Source organism: Streptomyces sp. NBC_01241, assembly GCF_041435435.1.
Classification (GTDB): Bacteria; Actinomycetota; Actinomycetes; order Streptomycetales; family Streptomycetaceae; genus Streptomyces.
The window spans coordinates 1,900,999-1,923,192 of the sequence record NZ_CP108494.1; the positions used below are offsets into that span (position 1 = coordinate 1,900,999).

The 22,194-nt window shown below is 71.9% G+C and carries 19 protein-coding genes and 1 pseudogene; 15 read left to right on the forward strand and 5 right to left on the reverse strand.

Going from position 1 to position 22,194, the window contains the following annotated elements; translation table 11 throughout:
- Positions 1–26 precede the first annotated feature (26 nt).
- The 4 genes from OG306_RS08195 to cobI are packed head-to-tail and all read left to right on the forward strand — an operon-like array spanning position 27 to position 4,768.
- A complete protein-coding gene (locus OG306_RS08195) occupies positions 27–2,051 on the forward strand; it encodes a putative cobaltochelatase (protein WP_266745438.1) in 2,025 nt (674 codons plus the stop codon).
- Positions 2,051–2,650 carry a cob(I)yrinic acid a,c-diamide adenosyltransferase gene (gene cobO, locus OG306_RS08200; RefSeq protein ID WP_266745439.1) on the forward strand — a complete coding sequence of 200 codons (600 nt, stop codon included), beginning with the start codon at positions 2,051–2,053 and terminating at the stop codon, positions 2,648–2,650. The genes OG306_RS08195 and cobO overlap by 1 nt, the downstream gene beginning before the upstream one ends.
- 10 nt (positions 2,651–2,660) lie before the next feature.
- Positions 2,661–4,025: a cobyrinate a,c-diamide synthase gene (locus tag OG306_RS08205; protein ID WP_266745440.1), complete on the forward strand. Its 1,365-nt coding sequence runs from the start codon at positions 2,661–2,663 to the stop codon at positions 4,023–4,025.
- Positions 4,022–4,768, forward strand: coding sequence for a precorrin-2 C(20)-methyltransferase (gene cobI, locus OG306_RS08210; protein ID WP_266745441.1), 747 nt, complete (start codon positions 4,022–4,024; stop codon positions 4,766–4,768). The genes OG306_RS08205 and cobI overlap by 4 nt, the downstream gene beginning before the upstream one ends.
- Before the next feature lie 23 nt (positions 4,769–4,791).
- On the opposite strand, the gene OG306_RS08215 is transcribed toward cobI, so the two are convergent.
- Entirely contained in the window at positions 4,792–5,514 is a 723-nt protein-coding gene (locus tag OG306_RS08215; protein ID WP_266745442.1) for a ZIP family metal transporter, read from the reverse strand.
- Positions 5,515–5,629: 115 nt separating this feature from the next.
- On the opposite strand from OG306_RS08215, the gene cobM reads away from it, so the two are divergent.
- The 6 genes and pseudogenes from cobM to cobC all read left to right on the forward strand — a co-directional run.
- Positions 5,630–6,478 carry a precorrin-4 C(11)-methyltransferase gene (cobM, locus tag OG306_RS08220; protein WP_266745443.1) on the forward strand — a complete coding sequence of 283 codons (849 nt, stop codon included), beginning with the start codon at positions 5,630–5,632 and terminating at the stop codon, positions 6,476–6,478.
- Entirely contained in the window at positions 6,475–7,731 is a 1,257-nt protein-coding gene (gene cbiE / locus OG306_RS08225) for a precorrin-6y C5,15-methyltransferase (decarboxylating) subunit CbiE (RefSeq protein ID WP_266907045.1), read from the forward strand. The genes cobM and cbiE overlap by 4 nt, the downstream gene beginning before the upstream one ends.
- A complete protein-coding gene (cobJ, locus tag OG306_RS08230; RefSeq protein WP_266745445.1) occupies positions 7,728–9,446 on the forward strand; it encodes a precorrin-3B C(17)-methyltransferase in 1,719 nt (572 codons plus the stop codon). Before cbiE ends, cobJ begins: the two co-directional genes overlap by 4 nt.
- Positions 9,443–10,051: a precorrin-8X methylmutase gene (locus tag OG306_RS08235; protein ID WP_266745446.1), complete on the forward strand. Its 609-nt coding sequence runs from the start codon at positions 9,443–9,445 to the stop codon at positions 10,049–10,051. The genes cobJ and OG306_RS08235 overlap by 4 nt, the downstream gene beginning before the upstream one ends.
- Positions 10,048–10,968, forward strand: a complete 921-nt coding sequence (locus tag OG306_RS08240) for a sirohydrochlorin chelatase (RefSeq protein ID WP_266745447.1) — start codon at positions 10,048–10,050, stop codon at positions 10,966–10,968. Before OG306_RS08235 ends, OG306_RS08240 begins: the two co-directional genes overlap by 4 nt.
- A gap of 31 nt (positions 10,969–10,999) precedes the next feature.
- A pseudogene (gene cobC, locus OG306_RS08245) lies at positions 11,000–12,046 on the forward strand (Rv2231c family pyridoxal phosphate-dependent protein CobC); the annotation flags it as partial.
- A gap of 98 nt (positions 12,047–12,144) precedes the next feature.
- Here the strand turns inward: cobC and OG306_RS08250 are convergent.
- The 4 genes from OG306_RS08250 to OG306_RS08265 form a co-directional block, all read right to left on the reverse strand.
- Positions 12,145–13,185: an SCO1860 family LAETG-anchored protein gene (locus OG306_RS08250; protein ID WP_371665212.1), complete on the reverse strand. Its 1,041-nt coding sequence runs from the start codon at positions 13,183–13,185 to the stop codon at positions 12,145–12,147.
- A 334-nt stretch (positions 13,186–13,519) separates the two neighbouring features.
- Positions 13,520–14,596 (reverse strand): amidohydrolase family protein, encoded by a 1,077-nt coding sequence (locus tag OG306_RS08255; RefSeq protein WP_266752117.1) that lies wholly within the window; start codon positions 14,594–14,596, stop codon positions 13,520–13,522.
- Positions 14,597–15,099: 503 nt separating this feature from the next.
- Positions 15,100–16,362, reverse strand: coding sequence for an IS701 family transposase (locus OG306_RS08260; RefSeq protein WP_371665068.1), 1,263 nt, complete (start codon positions 16,360–16,362; stop codon positions 15,100–15,102).
- A 62-nt stretch (positions 16,363–16,424) separates the two neighbouring features.
- Complete coding sequence (locus OG306_RS08265; protein WP_266745450.1) at positions 16,425–17,096, reverse strand: hypothetical protein; 672 nt, start codon at positions 17,094–17,096, stop codon at positions 16,425–16,427.
- 318 nt (positions 17,097–17,414) lie between these two features.
- Here OG306_RS08265 and OG306_RS08270 point away from each other — a divergent pair, with 318 nt between their 5' ends.
- From OG306_RS08270 to thpD, 5 genes are all read left to right on the forward strand, one after another.
- A complete protein-coding gene (locus tag OG306_RS08270) occupies positions 17,415–18,521 on the forward strand; it encodes a pyridoxal-phosphate-dependent aminotransferase family protein (protein ID WP_266745451.1) in 1,107 nt (368 codons plus the stop codon).
- A gap of 339 nt (positions 18,522–18,860) precedes the next feature.
- A complete protein-coding gene (gene ectA / locus OG306_RS08275) occupies positions 18,861–19,391 on the forward strand; it encodes a diaminobutyrate acetyltransferase (RefSeq protein WP_266745452.1) in 531 nt (176 codons plus the stop codon).
- Positions 19,392–19,492: 101 nt separating this feature from the next.
- Positions 19,493–20,761, forward strand: coding sequence for a diaminobutyrate--2-oxoglutarate transaminase (gene ectB / locus OG306_RS08280; protein WP_266745453.1), 1,269 nt, complete (start codon positions 19,493–19,495; stop codon positions 20,759–20,761).
- A gap of 77 nt (positions 20,762–20,838) precedes the next feature.
- Positions 20,839–21,237 carry an ectoine synthase gene (locus OG306_RS08285; protein ID WP_266745454.1) on the forward strand — a complete coding sequence of 133 codons (399 nt, stop codon included), beginning with the start codon at positions 20,839–20,841 and terminating at the stop codon, positions 21,235–21,237.
- Between the two features lie 3 nt (positions 21,238–21,240).
- On the forward strand, positions 21,241–22,146 hold the full coding sequence (gene thpD / locus OG306_RS08290; protein ID WP_266745455.1) for an ectoine hydroxylase: 906 nt from the start codon (positions 21,241–21,243) through the stop codon (positions 22,144–22,146).
- The last annotated feature ends 48 nt before the right edge of the window (positions 22,147–22,194 follow it).

Consider the following 22,194-nt stretch of genomic DNA (forward strand, 5'->3'; position numbering starts at 1 on the left):
CCCCGCCGTATCCCCAAGGAGGCATCGTGAGTACGCCCTACCCCTTCACCGCCATCGTCGGGCAGGACGATCTCCGGCTCGGGCTGCTGCTCAACGCCGTCTCACCCGCCGTCGGCGGGGTGCTGGTGCGTGGCGAGAAGGGCACCGCCAAGTCCACCGCCGTGCGTGCGCTGGCCGCGCTCCTGCCGGAGGTTCCCGTCGTCGCCGGGTGCCGGTTCTCGTGCGACCCGGCGTCGCCCGATCCGGCGTGTCCCGATGGCCCCCACGAGGCCGGGACCGGCGTGTCGCGGGATGCGCGCATGGTGGAGCTTCCGGTCGGAGCGTCCGAGGACCGGCTCGTCGGGGCGCTCGACATCGAGCGCGCACTCGCCGAGGGCGTGAAGGCCTTCGAGCCGGGGCTGCTCGCCGACGCGCATCGCGGGATTCTCTACGTCGACGAGGTCAATCTCCTGCACGACCACCTCGTGGATCTGTTGCTGGACGCGGCCGCCATGGGCGCGTCGTACGTGGAGCGTGAGGGCGTCTCCGTACGGCATGCCGCCCGCTTCCTGCTCGTCGGGACGATGAACCCGGAAGAGGGGGAACTGCGGCCGCAGTTGCTCGACCGTTTCGGGCTGACCGTCGAGGTCGCCGCGTCCCGTGAGACCGATCAGCGGGTCGAGGTGGTGCGGCGGCGGCTCGCGTACGACGACGATCCGGCCGCGTTCGCCGCCCAGTGGGCCGACGAGGAGGGCGCGTTGCGGGCCCGGATCGTCGGTGCGCGCGCGCTGCTGCCCGAAGTACGGCTCGGGGACGGGGCGTTGCGGCAGATCGCGGCCACCTGCGCGGCCTTCGAGGTCGACGGGATGCGCGCGGACATCGTGATGGCACGGACAGCCACCACCCTGGCGGCCTGGGCGGGACGTACGGATGTGCTCGCCGAGGATGTACGGCAGGCTGCCCTGCTCGCGCTCCCCCACCGGCGCAGACGCAACCCGTTCGACGCGCCGGGCCTCGACGAGAACAAGCTCGACGACACGCTGGAGCAGAACAGCGGCGAGGACGACGATCCGGACCCGGACGGCCCCGGTGGCGGCGGCCGGCCCCCGCAGGGCGACGGGCCCGACACACCGCCGCAGCCCGAGGGCGGGGCCGACGACACGCCCGCGCAGTCCGTGCCCGAGCAGGGCAGGGAACAGGAGCCCGGGCAGGGGCAGTCCTCGGGGGGCGGCGAGCAGCAGCCCGTACGGGCCGGTGAGCCGTTCCGTACGAAGATGCTGAGCGTGCCCGGTCTGGGCGAGGGCGCGGCGGGGCGGCGGTCCCGGGCGCGTACCGAGCACGGACGTACGACCGGTGCGCGGCGTCCACAGGGCGCCCTGACCAAGCTGCATCTGGCGGCTACCGTGCAGGCCGCCGCCCCGCATCAGCGGGCGCGGGGGCGGTCGGGGCGGGGGCTGGTGGTCCGGCGGGACGATCTGCGGCAGGCGACCCGGGAGGGGCGCGAGGGAAACCTCGTTCTCTTCGTGGTGGACGCGTCCGGGTCGATGGCCGCCCGGCAGCGTATGAGCGCCGTGAAAGGTGCGGTTCTTTCTCTGCTGCTGGACGCGTATCAGCGGCGGGACAAGGTCGGGCTGGTCACCTTCCGGGGCAAGGACGCCGAGTTGGTGCTGCCGCCGACGTCGTCGGTGGACGCGGCGGCAGCGCGGCTGGAGATGCTGCCGACCGGTGGGCGTACGCCCGTCGCGGCCGGGCTGTTGAAGGCACACGAGGTGTTGCGGGTGGAGCGGCTGCGTGATCTGTCGCGGCGGCCGTTGCTGGTCGTGGTGACCGACGGCCGGGCGACCGGGGGGCCCGAGCCGGTGGCGCTGGCGACGCGGGCGGCGCGGCTGCACGAGGCGCAGGGCATCGCGTCCGTCGTCGTGGACTGCGAGTCGGGGCCCGTGCGGCTCGGGCTCGCGACCGGTCTCGCACGGGATCTCGGCGGCACCGCCGTCACGCTCGACGAGCTGCGGGCCGAGTCGATCGCCGGGCTCGTCAAGGACGTTCAGGGAACCAGCAGGAGGGCCGCGTAATGCCGCAGGGACAGCCGACCACCGTGCCGGACGACGGGCTCACCACCCGTCAGCGCCGCAACCGTCCGCTGCTGGTGGTGCACACCGGCATCGGTAAGGGGAAGTCGACGGCGGCCTTCGGGCTCGCGCTGCGCGCCTGGAATCAGGGGTGGCCGATCGGGGTCTTCCAGTTCGTCAAGTCGGCGAAGTGGAAGGTCGGCGAGGAAAACGCGCTCAAGGTCCTCGGAGCGAGCGGCGAGGGCGGGTCCGTGGCCTGGCACAAGATGGGCGAGGGCTGGTCGTGGGTGCAGCGCGACAAGCAGCTGAACAACGAAGAGGCGGCGCGCGAGGGCTGGGAGCAGGTCAAACGCGACCTGGCCGCCGAGACGTACCGGCTGTACGTCCTCGACGAGTTCGCGTACCCGATGCACTGGGGCTGGGTCGACACCGACGAGGTGATCGAGGTGCTGCGGGGCCGTCCCGGTACGCAGCATGTGGTCATCACCGGGCGCAACGCGCCCGAGAAGCTGGTGGAGGCCGCCGACCTGGTGACCGACATGTCGAAGGTCAAGCACCCGATGGACGCCGGTCAGAAGGGTCAGCGGGGCATCGAATGGTGAGGGGACCGCGGTGAACATTCCGCGTCTGGTGATCGCCGCGCCCTCCTCGGGCAGCGGCAAGACCACCGTGGCCACGGGGCTGATGGCGGCCTTCGCGGGCCGGGGTCTCGCCGTGTCCGGGCACAAGGTCGGGCCCGACTACATCGACCCCGGCTACCACACGCTGGCCACGGGACGGCCGGGGCGCAACCTCGACGCGTACATGTGCGGTCCGGAACTGGTCGCCCCGCTGTTCGCGCATGGGGCGCGCGGCTGCGATCTGGCGGTCGTCGAGGGGGTGATGGGGCTGTACGACGGGGCGTCGGGCCACGGTGAGCTGGCGTCGACCGCCCAGGTCGCGAAGGTGCTGCGGGCGCCCGTGGTGCTGGTCGTGGACGCGTCGTCGCAGTCGCGGTCCGTGGCCGCGCTGGTGCACGGCTTCGCCTCGTGGGATCCGCGGGTGCGGATCGGTGGGGTGATCCTGAACAAGGTCGGCTCGCAGCGGCACGAGGCGTTGCTGCGGGAGGCGCTGGACGAGTCGGGCGTGCCGGTGCTGGGGGTGCTGCGGCGGGCCGAGCAGGTGGCTGTGCCGTCGCGGCATCTGGGGCTGGTGCCGGTGGCCGAGCGGCGGGGCGACGCGGTGGCCGCGGTCGCGGCGATGCGGGAGCAGGTGGTGGCGGGGTGCGATCTGGAAGCGCTGATGGCGCTGGCGCGGTCGGCGCCCGGGGTGCCGGGTGAGGCGTGGGACGCGGTGGAGGCGGTGGGTGCAGGCGGGGCGGGGAAGCCGGGCCTGGGCTCCGGGGTGGTCGCCGTCGCGTCCGGGTCCGCGTTCACGTTCTCCTATGCCGAGCACACCGAGCTGCTCGCCGCCGCCGGGGCCGAGGTCGTGCCGTTCGATCCATTGCGGGACGAGGTGCTGCCCGAGGGGACTCGGGGGCTGGTCATCGGGGGCGGGTTCCCGGAGGTGTACGCGTCGGAGCTGTCCGCCAACGAGTCGTTGCGCAAGGCCGTTGTCGAGCTGGTGGAGTCCGGGGCGCCGGTGGCCGCCGAGTGTGCGGGGCTGCTGTATCTGGCGCGTTCGCTCGACGGGCTGCCGATGTGCGGGGTCCTCGATGCCGAGGCGCGGATGTCCGAGCGGCTGACGCTGGGCTACCGGGAGGCCGTGGCGGTCTCCGACAGCGTGCTGGCGGCGCCCGGGACGCGGGTGCGCGGGCACGAGTTCCACCGGACCGTGCTGGAGCCGGGCGCCGGGGCCGAACCGGCCTGGGGCCTGCATCAGCCGGAGCGGCGCGTGGAGGGGTTCGTGCAGCGGGGCGTGCACGCGAGTTATCTGCATACGCATGGGGCTTCGTCGCCCGCCATGGCCCGCCGATTCGTTGAGAGGTGCAAGGGATGAACCACGGTGACGTGACGCGCAGGCTGGTCGGTGTGGGTGTCGGGCCCGGTGACCCGGAGCTGGTGACCGTCAAGGGTGTGAACGCGCTGCGCGCCGCCGCGGTCGTCGTCGTGCCGGTGATGGACACCGGTGAGCGGGGGCGGGCCGAGGCGACCGTGCTGCATTACGTGGCGGCCGACAAGGTCGTACGGGTGGTGTTCGCGCTCAATGAGCGGACCGACCGGGCGCGCCGGGAGGCGGCGTGGGACGCGGCGGGTGAGAGGGTCGCCGAACTGCTGCGTACGCATGGTTCGGTGGCGTTCGCGACGATCGGAGACCCCAATGTGTATTCGACGTTCACGTATCTCGCGCACACGATAGGTGAGCTGCTGCCGGGTACGGCCGTGGAGACGGTGCCGGGGATCACGGCCATGCAGGATCTGGCCGCCCGCAGCGGTGCGGTGCTGACGGAGGGCACGGAGCCGTTGACGCTGGTGCCGGTGACCGCGGGGGCCGCTGTGCTGAAGGAGGCTCTGGAAGGTCCCGGGACGGTCGTGGCGTACAAGTTCGGGCGGCTGGCGGCGGAGGTGGCCACGGCGCTGCAGGAGACGGGACGTACCGAGGACGCGGTGTGGGGTTCGGCGCTCGGGCTGCCCGAGGAGTCGATCCGGCCGGCGGCGGAGCTGGCCGAGGGGCCGTTGCCGTATCTGTCGACGCTGATCGCGCCCGCGCCGCGCGACGGCGGGCGGGGCGGGAAATTGTGAGGCGCCCGGGTGCGGCCCGGTGGTCAGTCCGCGATGCCCACCACCAGCCAGATGAAGCCCACCCCGGCCACCGTGCACAGCAGCGTGGAGCGGGCCGGGTGTTCGTGGTGTGCCTCGGGCAGGATCTCGGCGGCGGCGAGGTAGAGCAGCGCGCCGCCGAAGAAGCCGAGGTAGCAGCCGAGCGGTTCCTCCGGAAGGGTGAACAGCAGCGTCGTCGCCGCGCCCACGAGGGGTGCCAGGGCGTCCGCGAACAGCATGAGCAGGGCCTTGCGGCGGGCGTTCCCGTACAGGCTGGTGATCGTGTAGGTGTTGAAGCCGTCGGCGAAGTCGTGCGTGATGACGGCGAGGGCGACGGCGGCTCCCATACCGGCGCCCACCTGGAAGGCCGCGCCGAGCGCGACGCCGTCCATCAGGCTGTGGCCGACCATCGCCGCCGCCGCCGTGAGTCCGACCTGTGGCACCCGCTCCTCGCCCGCACCGTGTGCCGCCTGGCGTACGGCGAGCAGACGCTCCACCAGGTGCGCGACGAGGAAACCGCCCACGAAGAGCAGCAGGGCGGCGGGGACACCGAAGACGGGTTCGCCCGCGGCGTCGATCGCTTCCGGCAGCAGGTCCAGTCCGACCACACCGAGCATCAGTCCGCCGGCGAAGCCGAGCACCAGGTGGCGGCGGTCGGTGACGCGTTGGGCGACCCAGCCGCCGGCCAGGGTCATCAGGAACGCGCCGAGCGCGACGAACACCGCCATGCGCTCTTGCTAGCCGATTGACCCCGGTGCGCGCATCTCAGCGCGCGCTGCCGTTCGCCCCACCCTTCTGTCCCGTTTTCCCGTTTTTCCCCGTTTCCCGAAAGGACCCCGTCCCATGTCCGAAGCAGTCGACGCAGCCGGCCCGGTCGCCGCGCCCACCCACGGCAAAGTGACGTTCGTCGGTGCCGGCCCCGGCGCCGCCGATCTGCTGACCTTCCGGGCGGCGCGGGCCATCGCGGATGCCGACATCGTCATCTGGGCGGCCAGCCTGGTGCAGGCGGAGGTCCTGGAGCACGCCCGGGAGGGCGCAGAGATCCTCGACTCGGCGCAGATGTCGCTGGAACAGGTCGTCGCCGTGTACGAACGCGCGGCCACCGAGGGGCTGAAGGTGGCCCGTATCCACTCCGGCGACCCGGCGCTGTGGGGCGGCACGCAGGAGCAGGTCGACCGGTGTGCCGGGCTGGGGGTCGCGGTCGAGATCGTGCCGGGGGTGTCGTCGTTCTCGGCCGTCGCGGCGATCGCGCAGCGGGAGCTGACGATTCCGGAGGTCGCGCAGTCCGTGATCCTGACCCGTCTCGGTGGTGGCAAGACGCCGATGCCGCCGGGCGAGGAGGTACGGGAATTCGCGCGCCACGGCACGACGATGGCGCTGTTCCTGTCGGCCGCCCGGTCCGGGCAGCTCACCCAGGAGCTGCTGGAGGGCGGCTATCCGACGTCGACGCCGGTCGTGATCGCGTACCAGGCGACCTGGCCGGAGGAGCTGATCCTGCATTGCACGATCGAGACCCTGGAGGAGACGGTCAAGGAGCACAAGCTCTGGAAGCACACCCTCTTCCTGGTCGGCCCGGCGCTTTCGGCTTCGGGGACACGTTCGCACCTCTACCACCCGGGGCACTTCCACGGTTTCCGCAAGGCCGACAAGGCGGCGCGGGCCGAACTGCGCGCCCAGCGGTCCGGCTCATGATCCGGGTCTTCGGTACGGGGACGGGCGAGCCGCTCAGTCGCGAGGCCCGGGAGGCGCTGGCCGTGGCCACGCTGGTGGTCGGCGCCCGACGGCATCTGGAAGCCGCGGGGCTGCCGGAGCGGGTGGGGCGCGTCGTGCTCGGTCCGCTGGCGCCGGCGCTCGACCGGATCGCGGAGCGTGCGCCCGAGGCCGGTGAGCGGGTGGTCGTGCTGGCCTCCGGCGACCCCGGATTCTTCGGGATCGTACGGGCTCTGACGGAGCGTTTCGGGCCGGACGCACTCGATGTGCGGCCGGGTGCGCCGTCCGTCGCGGTCGCGTTCGCCCGGCTCGGGCTGGCGTGGGACGACGCGGTCGTGGTCAGCGCGCACGGCCGCGACCCGAGGACCGCCGTGAACGTGTGTCTGGCGCATCCGAAGGTGGCCGTCCTGACCGGGCCCGGCGCCGGGCCGGCGGAGCTGGCGGCCGGTCTGGTGCACGGAGCCGGAGAACGCACCCTGGTCGTCGCGACGGCGCTCGGCGATCCGGAACGGGAGCGCGTCGAGCGGCTGACTCCCGCCGAGGCGCTGGCCCGTGACTGGCCGGATCCGGTGAGTGTGGTGCTGTGCCTGGACGAGTCCCGGGTGCTCTCCCCCGTACGGACCGTCGCGGGAGCGTCCGCCGGACCGGGGCAATGGGCTCTGGACGAGGCGGAGTTCGAACACCGCGACTCGATGATCACCAAGTTCGAGGTGCGGGCGCTGGCGCTGGCCCGGCTGGGGCCGCGCACCGGTGACCTGGTGTGGGACATCGGTGCGGGTTCGGGTTCGGTGGCGGTGGAGTGCGCGCGGCTCGGCGCGGCGGTCGTCGCCGTGGAGAAGACCCCGGACGGGGTCGAGCGGATCAGGGCGAACGCGGCCGCGCACGGGGTGTACGTCCGCGCGGTGCACGGCTCGGCGCCCGCCGTGCTCGACGGTCTGGGCGAGCCGGACGCGGTGTTCATCGGGGGCGGTGGACGTGAGCTGCCCGCCATCGTGACGGCGTGCGCCCGGCGTGCGCGACGCTCGGTGGTGGTGGCGCTGGCGGCGCTGGACCGGGTGTCACAGGTGCGGGCGGCGCTGGCCGGTGCCGGGCTCGCGCCCGAGGGCGTGCTGCTGCAGTCCTCCCGGCTGCGGCCGCTGCCCGGCGAGGTGACGCGGCTCGCCGCGGCCAACCCGGTCTTTCTGCTGTGGGGCACCCGCCCCGCGGTTCGTGCAAGTGAAGGAGCAACCCAGTGATCGGCCTGATCTCCGCCACGGCGGCGGGCGCCGTCGCCCGCGACCGGCTGGCCGCGGCCTGGCCCGGCCGCACCGTGGTCTACGAGGGACCGGTGCGCGAGGCCGTGCAGCGGGCGTTCGCCGAGTGCGAGCAGCTGGTGTGTTTCCTGGCGACGGGGGCCGTGGTGCGGCTGCTCGCGCCGCTGCTGTCGGACAAGTCCTCGGACCCGGGTGTCGTCTGTGTCGACGAGGCGGGTCGCCATGCTGTGGCGCTGCTCGGCGGGCACGGTGGCGGGGCGAACGCGCTGGCCGAGGCGGTCGGTGAGGTGCTGGACGCGGCGCCGGTCGTGACGACGGCGACGGACGCGACGGGGGCGTTGGGGCTGGACATGCTGGGCCTGCCCGTGGAAGGGGACGTGGCGGGCGTGTCGCGCGCGATGCTGGACGGGGCTCCGGTGGAGCTGCGCGCGGACGTGGTGCGGCCGTTGCCGCCGTTGCCGTCGAATGTGTCCCCCGGCGCCGGGCGTGCTGCGGTGCTGCGTGTCACCGACCGGATCGTGGAACTCGGTTCGCAGGCCGCCGTGTTGCGGCCCGCGTCGCTCGCCGTCGGGGTCGGTGCGTCCAGGGGCGCACCGGTCGAGGAGGTCGTCGGGCTGATCCGCGACACCCTGGACGGGGCCGGGCTCTCGCCACTGAGCATCGCGGAGCTGGTGACGGTCGACGCGAAGGCGGACGAGCCGGGGATCGTCGCGGCGGCGGCGCGGTTCGGCGTACCGCTGCGGACGTACGCCGCCGAGGAGCTGGCCCGTATCGAGGTGCCCAACCCGTCGGGCGCGCCGCTCGCCGCCGTCGGCACACCGTCCGTGGCGGAGGCCGCCGCGCTCGCCGCGGGGGGCGAACTCCTCGTACCGAAGCGGAAATCGAGCTCTGTGGGGCGAGCGGCGATGGCCACGTGTGCGGTGGTACGCCGCAGTCCGCGCGGGCGGCTGGCCGTCGTCGGGCTCGGGCCGGGCGCGCGCGATCTGCTGACGCCGCGGGCCCGCGAGGAGCTGCGGCGGGCCTCGGTGCTGGTCGGGCTCGATCAGTACGTGGACCAGATCAGGGACCTGCTGCGGCCCGGCACCACCGTCCTGGAGTCGGGGCTCGGCGCCGAGGAGGCGCGGGCCCGCACCGCGGTCGCCGAGGCGCGCAAGGGGCATGCGGTGGCGCTGATCGGCAGCGGCGACGCGGGCGTGTACGCGATGGCGTCGCCCGCGCTCGCCGAGGCCGGGACCGATATCGACGTGGTGGGTGTGCCGGGTGTGACGGCCGCGCTGGCGGCTGCCGCGATCCTGGGCGCCCCGCTGGGCCACGACCACGTGTCGATCAGCCTCTCCGATCTGCACACGCCGTGGGAGGTCATCGAGCGTCGGGTACGTGCCGCGGCCGAGGCCGACCTCATCGTGACGTTCTACAACCCGCGCAGCCGGGGCCGCGACTGGCAGCTTCCGAAGGCCCTGTCGATCCTGTCCGAGCACCGGGAGCCGGCGACTCCGGTCGGTGTCGTACGCAACGCCTCGCGTCCGGACGAGAGCAGCCGGGTGACCTCGCTGGCCGTTCTGGACCCGGCGACGGTCGACATGATGACGGTCGTGACGGTCGGCAACACGGCCACCCGGGAGATCGCGGGCCGCATGGTGACCCCGCGCGGCTACCGCTGGCAGTCGGCCCCCACGGAGCGGGGAGGAGCGAAGTGAACCGGCCCTGGGAGCGAACCGTTCACCCCATCGAGCAGGAGTCGTACCGGCGGCTGCGCGCCCGCCTGGACACCTCGCACTTCGCACCGCTGACCCGGGCCGTCGTGGAGCGGGTCATCCACTCCGCGGCAGATCCGCAGTACGCGACGGACCTGGTCTGCGACGAGGCGTCGCTCGTCGTCGCCCATGCGGCGCTGCACTCCGGTGCGCCGGTCGTCACCGATGTGGAGATGGTCGCGGCGGGCATCACCCGCCGCGAGACCGTGTGCCGGCTCAAGGAGGCCCGGTCGGGCCCCGGGCTGACCCGTTCGGCACATGCGATCCGGCTCGCGTACGAGCAGGTCGGGCCCGGCGCGATCTGGGTCATCGGCAACGCGCCGACCGCGCTGGAGGAGTTGCTCGTCCTGAACGCCGCGCCCGCGCTCGTCATCGGACTGCCGGTCGGTTTCGTCGGCGCGACCGAGTCGAAGGCGGCGCTGCGCGAGAGCGGTCTGCCCGCCGTGAGCAATGTGTCGGAGAAGGGCGGCTCGGCCGTCGCCGCCGCCGCCCTCAACGCCCTGCTGTACCACCCCGTACTCCCCACGACCACCGAGGAGAACCTGTGACTACCCCGGCCACCCCGGCCACCCAGCCCGCACTGCTCATCGCCGGCCACGGCACCAGGGACGCGGGCGGGGCCGCGGCGTTCCGTGACTTCGTGGCGGAGCTGGGCGAGCGCCACCCCGAACTGCCCGTCGCGGGCGGCTTCATCGAGCTGTCCCCGCCGCCGCTCGGTGACGCCGTGACCGAGCTCGTCGGGCGTGGTGTCCGGCGTTTCGCCGCCGTGCCGCTGATGCTGGTGTCGGCCGGGCACGCCAAGGGGGACATTCCGGCGGCGCTGACCCGTGAGAAGGAGCGCCACCCCGGCATCTCGTACACCTACGGCCGCCCGCTCGGCCCGCATCCGGCGCTGCTGAAGGTGCTGGAGCGCCGGGTGGACGAGGTGCTGGGCGACACCGACCGGTCCGAGGTGACGGTGCTGCTGGTGGGGCGGGGTTCGACCGACCCGGACGCCAACGCCGAGGTGCACAAGGCGGCGCGGCTGTTCTGGGAGGGCCGGGGCTACGCGGGCGTGGAGACGGCATTCGTGTCGCTGGCGGCGCCCGACGTACCGTCCGGTCTCGACCGTTGCGTGAAGCTGGGTGCCGGGCGCATAGTCGTTCTGCCGTATTTCCTCTTCACCGGCATCCTGCCGGACCGGGTGCGTCATCAGACCGCTGAGTGGGCCGCCGCCCATCCGGAGCTCGATGTCCGCCCGGCCGAGGTCATCGGTGGTGCCGAGGAACTGTTCGACCTGGTCATGGAGCGCTACCGGGAGGCCGTCGAGGGCGATCTGCGGATGAACTGCGACTCTTGCGTGTACCGAATCGCGCTGCCGGGCTTCGAGGACAAGGTGGGGCTGCCGCAGCAGCCGCACTTCCACCCCGACGACGACGGCCACCATCACCACCACCCTCATGGCGGTCATGCACACTCCCATTGAAAGCCCCGACGCAACAGGCGCGGGCACGCACGATCTGCGGCACCACGGTGACGCGGAAGTACGGGGACGGGGCCGGGATCTGACCGATCTCGCCGTCAACGTACGGACCGGTACGCCCCCGGCCTGGCTGCGGGCGCGGATCGCCGCGTCGCTGGGCACGCTCGCCGCCTATCCGGACGGCCGTCCGGCGCTGGCGGCGGTCGCGGCCCGGCACGGGCTGCCGGTGGAGCGCGTACTGCTGACGGCGGGTGCGGCGGAGGCGTTCGTGCTGATCGCACGGGCGCTGCCGGCCTGCCGTCCCGTGGTCGTGCATCCGCAGTTCACCGAGCCGGAGGCGGCGCTGCGCGCGGCCGGCCACGAGGTGCGGCGGGTGCTGCTGCGCGCCGAGGACGGTTTCCGGCTGGACCCGGCGGCCGTGTCCGAGGACGCGGATCTGGTGGTGGTCGGCAATCCGACCAACCCCACATCGGTCCTGCATCCGGCGGGCGTGCTGGAGCAACTGGCGCGCCCCGGACGGACGTTGGTGGTCGACGAGGCGTTCATGGACGCGGTGCCGGGCGAGCGCGAGGCGCTGTGCGGGCGTACGGACGTCCCGGGGCTCGTGGTGCTGCGCAGCCTCACCAAGACCTGGGGGCTCGCGGGGCTGCGGATCGGTTACGTGCTGGCTGCCCCGGAGACGATCCGTGTGCTGGAGAGGGCGCAGCCGCTGTGGCCGGTGTCGTCTCCGGCGCTGGCGGCGGCCGAGGCGTGCATGGAGCCGCGGGCCCTGGGCGAGGCGGCGGCCGCGGCGGAGCGGATCGCGGCGGACCGGGCCCATCTGGTCGCGGGGCTACGGGAGTTCTCCGAAGTGCGGGTGGCGGAGCCGGCCGAGGGACCGTTCGTCCTGGTGCGGCTGGAGGGGGCCACCGAGGTACGGGAGCGGCTGCGGGCACTGGGATTCGCGGCGCGGCGTGGAGATACGTTTCCAGGGCTGGACCCGCAGTGGCTGCGGGTGGCGGTACGTGACCGGGCGACGACGAACCGTTTCCTTCAGGCTCTCGACCAGGCACTGCAAACGCTGACCGCGGTCACACGCTGACGGGTCGGACCACGGGGAGCGGCGCTCCGTCACGCGAACGCCGCTCCCCGCCCCTCCTGGCCTGCGTCTGCCCCCCTCGGGCCTTGAGCCGTGCGGGGTCAGCCCTGGGCGCGGCGCCTGGCCACGACCATCGCCCCCGCGCCGGCCGCCAACAGCAGGGCGGCGCCGCCCGCGATGTACGGGGTGGTCGAACTGCCGCCCGTCTCCGCGAGGTTGGAGTTGACGGCCGGGGCGTGGCCGGTGCCGGTCTGGGGCTTCACGTTGCCGCCGTCACCGCCACCGGTGGCGCCGGAGGTGCTTCCCGATGTGCTGCCGGAGGTGCTTCCGCCGGTCGCGCCGCCGCTGCCTGAACCGCCGCCGCCTGAACCTCCGTTGCTCGTACCGCCGTTGCTCGTACCGCCGTTGCCGCCGCCCGGCTCGGTCCCCTTCGGGGTCTCGCAGGTCGCCTCGGCGAGCGTGACCTCGCCCCGCACATCGGCGACGTTCAGCTTGAGCGGGTTGACGGAGACCTTCAGTTGCAGTGCGGCCGCCGCCGCGGTGCGCGAGGTGGTGTGCGTCTTCGACAGGTCGAGGGTCACCTCGCCGACGCCCGGCACCTTGATCTGCGTGGTGCCGCCCGCGCTGAGGTCGATCCGCTTGCCGAGGATCGACACGTGCCCCAGCACGTTCGACTCGGCGACCGGCTTCTTGCCGGCCTCGCAGACGGCCTTGGAGGTGACCTTCTCGACCTCGATCAGCGAGAGCAGCGGCAGTCCGGGCACATGGACCCGGGCCTTCGCCACGTTGCTGTAGCCCTCGGCCCGGTGCTTGTCGACGGTGGCCTTCGCGGTGGCCACATCGGCGCTCAGGACGCTGAACGGCCGTCCGCCGTCCACCCCGTCGAGCCGCACGCTCAGCGCGGCCTTCTCGGCACTGGCGGGCGCCTGCACTTCATTGAGCGTGGCCTTGAGCGGCACTTCGACGGTCTTGTTCAGGAGCGAGACGTCGAGTGCGGTACGGAGCACGACCGCGCCCGCCTTCCCGTCGCCGGTGGTCGTGGTGGTCGTCGCGGTGGTGGCGTGCGCCGGGACGGCGACCAGCAGGGCGACGGGAGCGGCGGCGACCGCCAGGGCGGCCAGGCGGAAGGTGTTGCTGTTCAAGATGGTGGAACCCCCACAAGAGACATGGAGCCACCGGCGCCGTCCAATGGGGGACATCGCGGGCGCCGGTGACCTCGACCCCGAAAGCTTTACGCACAGAGGGTGAACCGTCAGACACCTGACGTGAGTTCACTCCAAAGGGGGGTTTCCGTGCTTGTATTCGAATATCTCGGTACGTTCGTTCCTCGGAGTCACCCGATCCGCTGAGCGCGGACGGCGCGGGCATCGACTGCGCCGGGGTGCGCGCAAAGGTGTTTCAACGACCCGGCAGCGATGTGGTAACTGCCTGTCAACACGGCACACCCCGGCCGGAAGGCGGCCCGGTGAGCCGCCCTCAGCCGATCACCCGCCCGTTCAGCACCACCCGTCGCGGCGCCGCCAGCACCCGGACGTCCGCCCGCGGATCCTCGTCGTACACCACCAGGTCCGCCGGGGCGCCCTCCTCCAGCACCGGCCGCCCCAGCCACCGACGCGCACCCCAGGTGGTCGCCGACAGCGCGTCCAGGGCCGGGATGCCCGCCTTGACCAGTTCGGCGACCTCGTCCGCCACCAGCCCGTGGGCGAGCACCCCGCCCGCGTCGGTGCCGACGAAGACCGGAATGCCGGCGTCGTACGCGGCGCGCACGGTGTCGTAACGCCGCTCGTGCAGCCGTCGCATGTGGTCCGACCAGCGGGGGAACTTGGCGTCGCCGCCCGCCGCGAGCGAGGGGAACGTGGCGATGTTGACCAGCGTGGGGACGATCGCGACACCGCGCTCGGCGAAGAGCGGAATGGTTTCCTCGGTCAGCCCGGTGGCGTGCTCGACGCAGTCGATCCCGGCCTCGACGAGATCACGCAGCGAGTCCTCGGCGAAGCAGTGCGCGGTGACCCGGGCGCCGAGCCGGTGCGCCTCGGCGATGGCCGCCCGGGCCGCCTCGCGCGGCCAGCAGGCGGTCAGATCGCCCACCTCCCGGTCGATCCAGTCGCCGACCAGCTTCACCCAGCCGTCGCCGCGGCGGGCCTCCTGCGCGACGTACGCGACCAGTTCGTCCGGCTCGATCTCGTACGCGTAGTTCCGGGTGTACCTACGGGGCCTGGCGATGTGACGGCCGGCCCTGATGATCTTCGGGAGATCCTCGCGGTCGTCGATCCACCGGGTGTCGGCCGGCGAACCGGCGTCCCGCAGCAGCAGCGCACCCGCCTCCCGGTCGGCGAGCGCCTGCTTCTCGCTGGTCGCCTCGTCGACGGCGCCGTGGTGGTCGAGCCCGACGTGGCAGTGGGCGTCGACCAGCCCCGGCAGCGCCCAGCCGGTGACGGTCACCGCCTCGTCCGCGCCGGGCGGCCTCGCGTACGAGATCCGTCCGTCGACGGCCCAGAGCTCGTCCCGGACGTCCTCGGGTCCGACGAGCACCCGCCCCTTCACGTGCAGCACCCGCGGTGCCCTGTGATCGCTCATGAACAGCACTGTACGAGGCGGCGCCCGGCGCCCTTGGGCCGATTCCTGGCTCTCCGGCCACCGCGGACTCGGCCCGCTGCGAACGCCGTCCCCGTAACGACCTGGCGTTCCTCACCACCTGGCGTTCCTCGGCCCCGCCCCAGCCCTCTACTGCGACAAGCGGCTGATCCACCTCCCCCATGGGCCACGGCCCAGGAGGGTGCTGAAGATCTTGGCCGGATCAGCGAGCGGCGTCTGGTGCGTGGCGCTGCAAGGCGCCGAAGCGGCCTCATAGCGGAGCTATCAGGTCGTTACGGCAACGCCGCAGGTGTGCGTGCCAGGCGTCGGGAGCCCGGCCAAGATCTTCAGCACCCTCCTAGTAGGGCTTTGTTAGGTGCGGTGGTGTGGTTCGGGTGCCGGGGCGGGTTGGCCGCATATGGAGCAGGCGCCGGTCCAGGTGGCCAGGAGGGCTTGGAGTTCGCGGAGGACCGCGTAGAGGGTCAGGCCGGCGCAGGGGCTTTTGGGTCGAGTCTGAGCAGGGTGCAGAAGGCTTGGGCGAGGGAGGCGAGGGTGGTGTGGCGGTGCCAGCCGGGGAAGTTGCGGCCCTCGAAGTGGTCCAGGCCCAGGCCGTCCTTGAGTTCGCGGTAGTCGTGCTCGATGCGCCAGCGGATCTTGCAGATGCGGACCAGCTCGCGCAGTGGGGTGTCGGCGGGCAGGGTGGACAGCCAGTAGTCGGTGGGCTCGGCGGCGCCGGGCGGCCACTCGGCCAGCAGCCAGCACTCGGGCAGGGAACCGTCCACGGCGCGGCGGATCGTGCGGTTGGCCGGGCGGACGCGCAGTGCGAGGAATCGTGAGCGCATCTCGGCGCGGGGGTTGTTCCTGGTGGTCTTGCTGCCCTGGCGCCAGGTCACCGTCCGTAGCGTGGATCGTCCTTCGTCCAGGGCGAGTTGGCGCAAGGTGGTGTGGGGGTCGGGGTACGCCGGGCCGGGCGGGCGGCCCTGGCCGCTGTAGGGCGGGCGCCGGGGGACGGCGTCACCCGGGTAGGCGGTGGTGCTGCCCTTGACCGCGACCGCGTAGGCCAGCCCACGTTCGCTCAGGCCCTCGCGAAAGCCTGTCGCGTCCCCGTAGCCGGCGTCGGCGACCACCGGCAGGTCGGGCAGCTCCCAGTCCCCGCGAACCTCGTCCAGCATGTCCAGGGCCAGGCGCCACTTCTCCCGGTGCCGCTCGCTGTCGGGGATGCCGGCCTTCGTCCGGCGGCGGCGGATCGCCTCGGCCAGCAGCGCATCGTCCGCGTTCTTGGCGTCGTCCCAGCTCTCGGGCAGGAACAGACGCCAGTCGACCGCCGAGGAGGCACGGTCGGACACCAGGTTGACACTGACCCCGACCTGGCAGTTTCCGCGCTTGCCCAGCGCGCCGCAGTACATCCGCGCCACCCCCGGCGAGTCGTAGCCGTCCTTGGGGAAGCCCACGTCATCGATCGCGTACGCCTCGGGCGAGATGTGAGCCGCAGCCCAACGGGCCAGCCGCTCACGGACCTTGCCCCAGTTCCAGGTGGAAGAGGAGACGAACTGCTGGAGCTGCTGATGGTCCACACCCAGACGCTCGGCCATCGGCTGCATCGACTTGCGCTTACCGTCCAGCATCAGCCCGCGCAGGTACAACTCACCCTTGGCCCGCTGGTCCCGCCGCGCCAGTGAACCGAGCATCTCCGCCGCGAACGCCTCCAAGCGCGGGCGGACCGTCTCCATCTCCTCAGGTGTCACACCTGAAAGAAGATCACAACCCTACCCCTGGCCGAACATTCGGGGTACCTAACAAAGCCCTACTAGATCCCGCTGATGTCGGGGCGGAAGGGAAACGTCTCGCTCATCCGTCCGGCCCTGTGCATCCTGCGTGCGGTCCACAGCGGAGTCGCGACCATCACGAGGACCAGGGCGCCGAGCGCGCCCAGTGCCACCGCACCCTCCGTCGCCGGTTCGAGATCCGCACGGACCCCCTCGACCGGTGCCTGCCGGCCCAGCGGGTCGACGAGGGCCTGCACCCGGTCCCCCTTCCGGTACCCGTCGCAGGGCGTGAGGGGGTGGCGAATCTCCCGGCCGTCGTCGAGCCTCCGCAGCAGGCAGCTCCTGCTGGACCTGCTCGTCGCCGGCCGTACCGCCGAGACCAGCGCTTCGGTCTGCTCCCCCCGCCGGGCCTGGGCCTGGTCGGTCAGCGCCGCGCTGCCGATGAGGAGCGCGGCCAGGCAGAGCAGCAGTGTCACGACCGCGGAGAGCTTGCCGCCACCCGTCATCTTCACGCCCGTGGGGACGGCCATCGCCGTGATCGCCACGGCCCCCGCCTCCGGCCACTCCGCATAGCCCCAGCGCAGCGAGAACAGCGCCGTGGCACCGCTGCCGACCGCGAGCATCAGCAGTGAGATGCCCGTCCCGCGCCACCGCCCGGCCATCGTCTGCGGTGGGCGCCACACCGTGCGGTCCGGTCTCTGTGCACGGGACATGACAGCTCCGATCGACGCGGGAGACGATCAAACCATCAGAGCAGAGGCACTGCCGCGGCCGTAAGAGTCGGTCGCCCTCGGAGTCGGGCGCGACGGCCCGAAGGAGTGGCGGTCAGCGATCGCGGGCCGGGCGCCCCTCGCGACGAGTTCCGGGATCGCGACGCACTCCGATCGATGCGCCACGGGGAAGGCGTGCGCGGCGTCCGGCCCGTTGGCGATCACCACGTAGGACACGGTCTTAGTACGCTTCGACGGAAGCACCGTCCGTACGCGGCACCGCAGCGCACCGACCCGACCCGACCCGAAGAGAGCACCACCGTGACGCACCCCTTCCTCGACCTCGCCCCGCTCACCGCCACGCGTTTCGCGGCCATCGAGAAGCGAGTGGCCGGCCTCCTCGCCACCGAGCAGGACGTCGTCATCATGCAGGGCGAGGCGCTCCTCCCCCTCGAAGGCTGCATCCGGGGCGGCGCCCGGCCCGGATCGACCGCCCTGAACGTGGTCACCGGTCCGTACGGGCAGACCTTCGGGAACTGGCTGCGGGACTGCGGTGCCCATGTCGTCGATCTGGCGGTTCCCTTCCACACGGCGGTCACCGCCGACCAGGTGGCGCGGGCGCTGGCCGAGCACCCGGAGATCGACTTCGTCTCCCTGGTGCACGCGGAGGCGGCGACGGGGAACACCAATCCGGTCGCCGAGATCGGCGAGGTGGTCCGTGCGCACGGGGCGCTGTTCATGCTGGACGCCGTCGCCTCGGTGGGCGCGGAGCCGCTGCTGCCGGACGCGTGGGGCGTCGACCTCTGTGTGATCGGCGCGCAGAAGGCGATGGGCGGCCCGGCCGGGGTGTCGGCGGTGTCGGTGAGCGAGCGCGCCTGGGCGCGGATCGCGGCCAACCCGCAGGCCCCGCGCCGCTCGTACCTCTCGCTCCTGGACTGGAAGGAGCGCTGGATCGACGGCGGTCGCAGGGCGCTGCTGCACGCCCCCGCCCAGCTGGAGATGCTGGCGCTGGAGGCGTGCGTGGAGCGGATCGAGGCCGAGGGTCTGGACGCCCTCACGGGCCGCCACGCCTCGGCTGCCGCGGCGACGCGGGCGGGCGCGGTGGCGCTCGGCGGGGGCCTGTCGCCGTATGTGCACGAGGCGGGGGACGCGGCGCCGGTCGCGACGACGCTGCGCGCCCCCGAGGGCGTCGACGCCGCCGGGCTGGTCGCGCGGGCGCTCGCGGCCGACCCGGCGCTGCCGCTGATCGCGGGCGGGGGCGCGCTGTCCAAGGAGATGATCCGGGTCAATCACTACGGTGTGGATGCGACGCGGGGAGCGGTGCAGTCCTCGCTCGCGGCTCTGGGGGCGGCGCTGGCCGATGCGGGCCGGCAGGTCGACTTCGAAACTGCCCGCAAAGCCGTATCGGAAACCTGGCCGAGCGAATAAATCCACACCGGAACGCCGGTATTCCATAAATGCGGGGAGCTGCTCTATTCAGAGCAGCTCCCCGCATTCTTCTGCCCGCTTTCCCGGACCCTAAACACCCGAGTTTCCAGGACCTCGATCCGGGCTCGATCCACACAATTCAGGTGCGTAACCCGAGAGTTATGGCCTTGTGACCGACTCCACATCGCGCCCGTTATGCCGGATAAATAGCACCCAAAGCAGAAGAAAGCGCGGCCAGATCGCGCCGGGGCACGCGCCCGCGTGATAACACAACGGATCACTCCACCCAAGCCCCCGCATCGATGCAATTCAGAAATTTGCTGGGTAAATTCAATTCCCATGACCGCCGCACCCGCAGATTTTGCACGTGCCCGAAGCGAATTCCTCACCATCGACACCCCACGAGTGGAGGACGGAGCCGCGATCTGGCGCATCGCCCGCGACTCCGAGGTCCTGGACCTCAACTCCTCGTACAGTTACCTGCTGTGGTGCCGTGACTTCGCCGCCACCTCCGTGATCAGCCGCAACGAGACCGGCGAACCCGTCGCCTTCGTGACGGGGTACCTCCGGCCGGACCGTCCCGAGACGCTCGTCGTCTGGCAGGCGGCCGTCGACCACGCCCACCGCGGGACCGGCCTCGCGGGAAAGCTCCTGGACGCGCTGACCTCGCGGGTCGCGGCCGAGCAGGGCCTCGCCTCGGTCGAGACGACCGTCACCCCGGACAACACCGCGTCGGACCGGCTGTTCACCTCCTACGCGCTCCGCCACGACGTGGGCCTGGAGCGCGAGGTGCTCTTCGACAGCGGGCTCTTCCCGGAGGGAACGCACCTTCCCGAAGTGCTGTACCGCATCGGCCCGTTCCACGCGTGAACGCGTCGACCGGTTCCGCACGTGGGCGCCCGGCCTGTTCCACACGTGAACACACCCGCACCGCCACCCGTCACACGCCCCCCTCAAGCAGGAGACTCCCTGTGACCATCACCCCGCCCGCGCTGAGTGTCTTCGAGACCCTGGAGTCGGAGGTACGGAGCTACTGCCGTAGCTGGCCCGCCGTGTTCGACCGCGCGCAGGGCGCCCGTCTGACCGACGAGGACGGCCACAGCTACCTCGACTTCTTCGCCGGCGCCGGATCCCTCAACTACGGCCACAACAACCCGGTGCTGAAGCGCGCGCTGATCGACTACATCGAGCGCGACGGCATCACCCACGGCCTCGACATGGCCACCACCGCGAAACGGGCCTTCCTGGAGTCCTTCCAGAACAACGTGCTGCGCCCGCGTGACCTCCCGTACAAGGTGATGTTCCCCGGCCCGACCGGCACCAACGCGGTCGAGGCTGCGCTGAAGCTGGCCCGCAAGGTGAAGGGGCGGGAGTCGATCGTCTCCTTCACCAACGCCTTCCACGGCATGTCGCTGGGCTCGCTCGCCGTCACCGGCAACGCCTTCAAACGGGCCGGGGCCGGCATCCCGCTGGTGCACGGCACTCCGATGCCGTTCGACAACTACCTCGACGGCCGGGTGCCCGACTTCCTCTGGTTCGAGCGGCTCCTGGAGGACCAGGGCTCCGGTCTCAACAAGCCCGCCGCCGTGATCGTCGAGACGGTGCAGGGCGAGGGCGGCATCAATGTGGCGCGCCCCGAGTGGCTGCGGGCGCTCGCCGATCTGTGCCGTCGCCGCGACATGCTGCTGATCGTCGACGACATCCAGATGGGCTGCGGGCGTACGGGCGCGTTCTTCTCGTTCGAGGAGGCCGGCATCACCCCCGACATCGTGACCCTGTCCAAGTCCATCAGCGGCTACGGACTGCCCATGTCGCTCTGCCTGTTCACACCGGAGCTGGACGTCTGGGGGCCGGGCGAGCACAACGGCACCTTCCGCGGCAACAACCCGGCGTTCGTCACGGCCGCGGCCGCGCTGGACGCCTACTGGGCGGACGGCCAGATGGAGAAGCAGACCCTGGCCCGCGGCGAGCAGATCGAGCAGGCGCTGCCGGCGATCTGCGACGAACATGCCCGGCTCGGCGCGCAGTTCCGGGGCCGTGGGCTGGTCTGGGGCATGGAGTTCACCGACAAGGCGCGCGCCGCCGCGATCTGCGCCCGCGCCTTCGAGCTGGGCCTCCTCGTCGAGACCTCCGGTCCGCAGAGCGAGGTCGTGAAGCTGCTGCCGCCGCTGACCGTCACCCCCGAGGAGCTGGACGAGGGTCTGCGGACGCTGGCCCGCGCGGTCCGCGAAACCGCCTGAACCCGACCCGGACCCGGACCACCCCGGCGCGGGTCCGACGAGAAACACCCCCGCAGAGAGAAAGGCACCGAACCACCGTGATCGTCCGATCGTTCCGTGACATCGAGAACACCGACCGGCATGTGAAGGCCGCCTCCGGAACCTGGGAGAGCAAGCGCATCGTGCTCGCGCAGGAGAAGGTGGGCTTCTCGCTCCACGAGACCACGATGTACGCGGGTACCGAGACGTCGATGTGGTACGCGAACCACATCGAGGCCGTCCTGTGCGTCGAGGGCGAGGCCGAGCTCACCAATGACGAGACCGGCGAGAAGCACTGGATCACCCCCGGCACGATGTACCTGCTGAACGGCCACGAGCACCACACCATGCGGCCGAAGACCGACTTCCGCTGCATCTGCGTCTTCAACCCTCCGGTCACCGGACGGGAGGAGCACGACGAGAACGGTGTCTACCCCTTGCTGACCGAGGAGGACTGAACCATGACCACCGATGTACGCACCGGTGTACGCGCCGATCTGTACCCCACCCGCGGCGCCGCCGAGATGATCACTCCCCGCCAGGACCCGGTCATCTGGTCGGCGCCCGGTGCCCCGGGGCCGGTCCCCGTGAAGGACCTGCAGGACTTCGAGCGGGACGGCTTCCTCACCGTCGACCAGCTGATCACCCCGGACGAGGTCGCCGTCCACCACGCCGAACTGGACCGGCTGATCGCCGATCCGGCGGTACGGGCCGGCGAGCGCTCGATCATCGAGCCGACGTCGCAGAAGGTGCGGTCGGTCTTCGAGGTCCACCGGATCAGCGAGGTCTTCGCCCGGCTGGTCAGTGACGAGCGCGTGGTGGGCCGGGCCCGGCAGATCCTCGGTTCGGACGTGTACGTCCACCAGTCCAGGATCAACGTCAAGCCGGGCTTCGGCGCTTCGGGGTTCTACTGGCACTCGGACTTCGAGACCTGGCACGCCGAGGACGGCCTGCCGAACATGCGGGCCGTGTCCGTGTCGATCGCGCTGACCGAGAACCACGACACCAACGGCGGGCTGATGATCATGCCCGGTTCGCACAAGTCGTTCCTCGGCTGTGCGGGCGAGACGCCGAAGGACAACTACAAGAAGTCCCTGAAGATGCAGGATGCCGGCACCCCGTCGGACGAGGCGCTGACGAAACTGGCCGACCGGCACGGCATCAAGCTCTTCACGGGCAGGGCGGGTTCGGCGACCTGGTTCGACTGCAACTGCATGCACGGCTCGGGGGACAACATCACCCCGTACCCGCGCAGCAATGTCTTCATCGTCTTCAACAGCGTGCAGAACGCCGCCGAGGAGCCGTTCGCGGCACCGGCCCGGCGTCCGGAGTTCATCGGCGCGCGGGACTTCACTCCGGTGAGGTGATCCGGTGAGGGGGACTTCACTCCGGTGAGGGGGTGGGCGGCATCCGTC